Consider the following 6,000-nt stretch of genomic DNA (forward strand, 5'->3'; position numbering starts at 1 on the left):
TTTCTTTCTCAGAAACGGGACGAAAGCAACGGCGAATTTTTATCTTCTAGATTAATCGATCGCAAAGTCCAATCTGGATCGACCCTAAAACCCCTTCTATTCATCTCAATTTGAGGAGAGCTTCATGCTTGACGCTTTTTCCAGAGCGGTAGTAACCGCCGATAGTAAAACCGCTGCCATCGGTGGTGCCGACTTAAACGCGCTCCGTAGCTTCATCGCCCAGGGCAACCGTCGTCTTGATGCCGTTAATGCGATCGCTAGTAACGCCAGTTGTATGGTTTCCGATGCCGTTGCCGGGATGATTTGCGAAAATACTGGCTTAATTCAAGCTGGTGGCAACTGTTACCCCAACCGTCGCATGGCAGCCTGTCTGCGTGATGCGGAAATCATCTTACGCTATGTCACCTACGCACTGCTCGCCGGCGATGCTTCCGTCCTCGAAGATCGTTGCTTAAACGGTTTGAAAGAAACCTACACCGCTTTAGGTGTACCCCTACAATCCGCCGCTCGTGCCGTAGCGATCATGAAAGCGCAAGCCGCCGCCCACATTCAAGATACCCCCAGCGAAAAATTCGCCGGTGCTAAACTTCGCAAAATGGGTTCCCCCGTTGTGGAAGATCGTTGCGCCAGCTTAGTGGCAGAAGCGAGCAGCTATTTCGATCGAGTTATTGCCGCTCTCAGCTAAAACGAGACTAAAACTCGCTTTCTGGCTGTTATTTACGCAAAAATCAGCCAATTAATTTCTTCACTCAAGTCAAACTTAAAAATAGTAAAGACATGAAATCAGTAATTACTACTGCCGTTGCTTCTGCTGATGCGGCTGGACGTTTCCCCAGCACCTCCGATCTAGAATCCGTACAAGGCTCTATCCAACGGGCCACCGCTCGTCTGGAAGCCGCCGAAAAACTGGCTGGCAACCTCGACGCTGTAGCCAAAGAAGCCTATGATGCTTGCATCAAAAAGTATCCCTACTTAAACGAAGCCGGCCAAGCGAACTCTACCAATACTTTCAAAGAAAAGTGTCTCCGGGACATCAAACACTACCTACGTCTGGTTAACTACTGTTTAGTCGTCGGTGGCACCGGTCCCCTCGATGAATGGGGTATTGCCGGACAACGGGAAGTTTATCGCGCCTTGGGATTACCCACCGCCCCCTATGTAGAAGCTCTCAGCTTCGCTCGTAATCGCGGTTGCGCTCCTCGTGATATGTCCGCTCAAGCTCTCACCGAGTATAATGCCCTTCTCGACTATGTGATCAATTCTCTCTCCTAGAGACAGATATCGATCTCGTTCACTACTGGGGGACTCGCAGTTAATTGTTTGCCTATCATGGGGGTAAGCGAATAACTAGGAGTCCCTCGGTTATTGGCAGATTTTTGGCCCTCGGTTGTCAGAAGTCAGGAGATTATTTTTATTTATTCTCCCCACACCCTACACCCTACACCTTCTTTCAAGTCAGAAGTCAGGAGATTATTTTTATTTATTCTCCCCACACCCCACACCCCACACCCCACACCCCACACCCCCCAACCCCTACCCACAGAACTTTTTAACAGCACCATGTCCCAAGAATCTTTATTCGAGCAGTTAAAGCACCCCAATCCGCACCTACGGGAACAGGCAATCTGGGAATTGGTGGAAACTCGCGACGAAACCACGATTGATCGCCTAATGGCCATTTTAGATGAAGAGGATACGACCTATCGCCGGGCCGCCGTCAAAGCCCTAGGCGCGATCGGTGTGGATACGGTTCCCCCTTTGCTGGTAGGGTTACTCAATAGCGATAATGTCACCGTGCGCGGTAGTTGTGCCAAGGCCTTGGCCCAGGTAGCGGTAAATTATCCCGATGTCCCCTTTCCAGAGGCGGGAATCGCGGGTTTAAAAACGGCACTAGCAGACGCGAATCCAGTGGTACATATCGCCGCAGCTATGGCCCTGGGAGTGGTTGGGGTTCCAGCATTGGATAGTTTATTGGAAGTGTTGCAAAATACGGAGAATTTGGGGTTAGCCGTGTCGATAATTAATGCTGTTAGTTCGATTCCAGATAATCTATCTAAAGAGGTATTGACAGCCATAGCCAATGATGAAACAGCGGATATCTACCTTCGGGAAACCGCCACCAGCGCCTTATCGCGGCTGGAATTAGTTCAGAATCAACTCACTCCGGGTTGATGGCATCGCAACTTTTAGGCAAAAATAGGGCTTTTAAAGCCAAAAAAGCCTAGATTTGGGCTATTTACCCCCCAGTTGACCCCTGATTTTTGCAGCAGGTTGACTCTCCTGGGGAACTGGTCACGGTTTCCTGATAGGATAAGGTGACTTGGGATTAACTTATGGTATCGAAAATATGTCTCTAAAACCTTACATTTCTCGCTTATTAGCTTTGGTTCTCGTCCTTGTCATCGGATTGATGGGTTGTTCTAGTAGTTCGGGGTTAACGGGCAATTATGGAAAAGATACCCTGACGGTGATTGAAACTTTAACCACAGCCCTTGATTTAGTCAAAGATGACCCGAATAAAGCGGCAGCTGAGTCGCAAGCAAAGGAACAAATCAACGATTACATCTCCCTCTACCGACGAGATAAAAAATCCGGGGGTTTGCGTTCTTTCACTACTATGCAAACAGCCTTAAACTCTCTGGCTGGTTATTATACCGCCTACGGTTCCCGTCCCATCCCCGACAAACTCAAACAACGTTTAAAACAAGAATTTAAACAGGTGCAATTCTCTCTCCAGAAAGGAATTTAGATACAGTTATCAGTTATCAGTTATCAGTTATCAGTAGAACTCGACCTAATATTATAAGCTGTACTGAATTTAAACTGCGTATTAGAAATTTTAGTACAAATGCTCGAACTTCCTCTCCCTGCTCCCAACTCCGGCACTCCAGTGCAGTCTTAACGAGTAATTTAGATAGTCAACAGATTGGCGGGATTGTTAAGTGACAGGTATTAGGTGCGAGTAACAGTGCTGTCTTTTCCCTTGACTGATTACTGTTGACTGAAATGACTCCTGTAAAAATCAGACCAAATCCGGTTAGACTAGAAATACAAAGCGTATTATAAAAAACTACAAAATTGATTCAAGACGAAACCCTAGAATTATTGGAATGGCCGCGGCTATGTCAACACCTAGCTACTTTTACAGCGACTAAACTAGGTGCGATTGCGATTCGTCAATTGCCGTTACCGGAAAGCAAAGAAGAAAGTTTAAACCTACTCTGCCAAACCAAAGAAGTTTATAGTTTAGAACAAAAATTAGATAGTCGTCTTTCCTTTGATGGGATTACCGACATCGGCGATGCTCTAGAAAGGGCGCATCTGGGGGGGTTATTATCGGGACAGGAACTTTTAAATATTGCCACGACTTTAGCCGGAGTGCGACGTTTACGGCGTTTAATTGATGAACAGGAAGATATACCAGTTTTAAAAGAGTTAGTAGCCGAAATTCGCACCTATCCAGAGATAGAACAGGAGATACACCGTTGTATCGATGAAGATGGCCGGATATCCGATCGCGCTAGTCCCCAATTACGGGAAATTCGGGGACAAATGAAGGTGATTAGAGAGCGAATTTACCGAAAATTACAGGATATCATGCAAAAACAGGGCGGTGCTATCCAAGAAGCGGTGATTACCCAAAGAAGCGAGCGCTGGGTGCTTCCCGTCAAAGCAGCGCAAAAAGAGCAAATACCGGGGATAATTCACGATACTTCCAGCACAGGGGCAACTTTTTACATTGAACCTCACTCTATCGTTGATCAAGGCAATCAACTACGGCAATATCGTCGTCTGGAACAAATCGAAGAAGAAAAAATCCTGCGGCAGTTAAGTAATCTGATCGCCGAAGCCTTTGAGGACTTAGAATATTTACTAGCGATCGCTACTAGGCTCGATCTGGCCACCGCCAGAGCCCGTTACAGTTTATGGTTAGAGGGTAATCCCCCCCACTTTATCGATGGTTCGGAAACGATTACTTTACGGAATTTGCGTCATCCTTTGCTCTGGTGGCAAAAACACCACGAACAGGGGGGGGAGGTCGTACCGATAAATGTGCAGATTAGCCCAGAAATTCGCGTTGTTGCCATCACCGGACCAAATACCGGCGGAAAAACCGTTACTTTAAAAACCCTCGGATTAGCGGCTTTAATGGCGAAAGCGGGCCTGTTTATTCCAGCGCGGGAACCGGTAGAGATACCCTGGTTCGATCAGGTTTTAGCCGATATCGGGGATGAACAGTCTTTACAACAGAGTTTATCGACTTTTTCGGGTCACATTCGCCGGATTGTCCGCATTTTAGCGGCTTTAAATTCTCGTTCCTTGGTTTTACTCGATGAGGTGGGAGCAGGTACGGATCCGGCCGAGGGAAGTCCTTTAGCGATCGCTATTTTACAATACCTCGCCGATCATAGTTTACTGACGGTGGCTACCACTCACTACGGGGAATTAAAAGCGTTAAAGTATCAAGATTCTCGCTTTGAAAATGCCTCGGTAGAGTTTGATGATCGCACTCTTTCCCCCACTTATCGACTATTATGGGGCATTCCGGGGCGTTCTAATGCTTTAACTATTGCCCAGCGTTTGGGATTGAATCCCGAAATTGTGGCCGAAGCGAGAAATCATCTGGGGGGGTTATCGGAGGAGATAAATCAAGTAATTGCTGGTTTGGAAGCGCAAAGACGGGAACAGGAGTCAAAAGCTCAAGAAGCTAGTCAATTACTCCAACAAACGGAGAAATTTTATACAGAAGTGTCCACGCGGGCTAATTCTCTACAGGAGAGAGAGCGAGAATTAAAACGTTATCAAGAGCAGGAGATACAAAAAGCTTTATTATCGGCAAAAGCAGAGATTAATGAGGTTATTCGCCGATTGCAAGCGGGAACAAAAACTGGTAAAGATGCCCAAAAAGCCACAGAGGAGTTAACTGCGATCGCAGAAAGGTTATTACCAAAAACGGAAAAAACTAAGGTTAATTATCGTCCGCAAGTGGGGGAAAGGGTACGCTTGCCCAATTTGGGACAAACTGCCGAAGTTTTAGCAATTTCACCAGAATCAGAGGAGATTTCCCTGCGTTTCGGTATGATGAAGATGACCCTACCCTTAGACCAGATTGAGTCTTTGGATGGTCAAAAAGTGGAAACTGCGCCAAAACCTGCCAAAAATTTGCCCCAAACTCCCACAAAACCCCAGGAGACTCCTTTAATTCGTACTGCTAATAATACCGTCGATATTCGCGGTTCCAGGGTGGCAGAGTCAGAAACGGATATCGAACAGGCGATCATCAGAGCCACCTCATCGGGCATATTATGGATTATTCACGGTAAAGGTACGGGGAAATTGCGTCAAGGTGTTCACGATTTTTTATCCCGTCATCCCCAGGTAAAACGCTTTCAATTAGCACCCCAAAATGAGGGCGGTTCGGGGGTAACTATCGCTTATTTAACTTAGGGTTTGCGGCAAAAAGTTTTTTGTCGGGTTAGAAGCCAGGAGATAGGGTGATAGGGTGATGGGGTTTTAGGGTTTTAGGGTTTTAGTTGAAATTCCCCACTTCCCCACTTCCCCACTTCCCCACTTCATAATTCATACTTTGTGCTTTTTGTCAAAAAAACTTTTTTTTTGCAATAAAACTACACAAAAAAAAGATCATCGTTATGACTGAAATTGACTAATTTAGCCGTCTTAATTAGGATCACCTTCTAGGTGTGGCAAAGGTTTCAGCCATTGCTGCCCAAAAAAGCACAAAATAACCCACTATGGAATTCTATCAAATCGCTGTAACCATTACAACATCGTTGTTAAATAAAAATCTTTCTCAATTAATTCTTAAGAATTTATAAATATTGCGGAATGTTAATTTAAATATTCTCAAGCTTTTGGAGTCAATCAATAATTTTTGCTTATCTTTAGCCAACATTGGGTTAGGAGACAGTATTCTCCGAGTCAGGAGTCGGGAGTCAGGAGTCGGGAGATTATTTTTATCCCACTTCATAATTCAGGTTC

At 45.7% G+C, this 6,000-nt stretch carries 5 protein-coding genes; all 5 read left to right on the forward strand.

Annotated elements, in window-relative coordinates; genetic code table 11:
• Nucleotides 1-124 precede the first annotated feature (124 nt).
• The 5 genes from cpeB to MICAI_RS11690 all read left to right on the forward strand — a co-directional run bounded on the left by cpeB (nt 125) and on the right by MICAI_RS11690 (nt 5,448).
• Nucleotides 125-685, forward strand: coding sequence for a C-phycoerythrin subunit beta (cpeB, locus tag MICAI_RS11670; protein WP_008201973.1), 561 nt, complete (start codon nt 125-127; stop codon nt 683-685).
• A 92-nt stretch (nt 686-777) separates the two neighbouring features.
• Nucleotides 778-1,272 (forward strand): bleomycin hydrolase, encoded by a 495-nt coding sequence (locus MICAI_RS11675; RefSeq protein WP_008201975.1) that lies wholly within the window; start codon nt 778-780, stop codon nt 1,270-1,272.
• 93 nt (nt 1,273-1,365) lie between these two features.
• The gene (locus MICAI_RS11680) at nt 1,366-2,172 is read left to right on the forward strand and encodes a HEAT repeat domain-containing protein (protein WP_232306183.1); all 807 of its coding nucleotides are present in this window, start codon (nt 1,366-1,368) and stop codon (nt 2,170-2,172) included.
• A 175-nt stretch (nt 2,173-2,347) separates the two neighbouring features.
• Nucleotides 2,348-2,749: a photosystem II protein Psb27 gene (gene psb27 / locus MICAI_RS11685; protein WP_039900038.1), complete on the forward strand. Its 402-nt coding sequence runs from the start codon at nt 2,348-2,350 to the stop codon at nt 2,747-2,749.
• Between the two features lie 329 nt (nt 2,750-3,078).
• The gene (locus MICAI_RS11690) at nt 3,079-5,448 is read left to right on the forward strand and encodes an endonuclease MutS2 (protein WP_008201988.1); all 2,370 of its coding nucleotides are present in this window, start codon (nt 3,079-3,081) and stop codon (nt 5,446-5,448) included.
• Nucleotides 5,449-6,000 lie beyond the last annotated feature (552 nt).

It is taken from the genome of Microcystis sp. T1-4, assembly GCF_000297435.1.
Lineage (GTDB): Bacteria > Cyanobacteriota > Cyanobacteriia > Cyanobacteriales > Microcystaceae > Microcystis.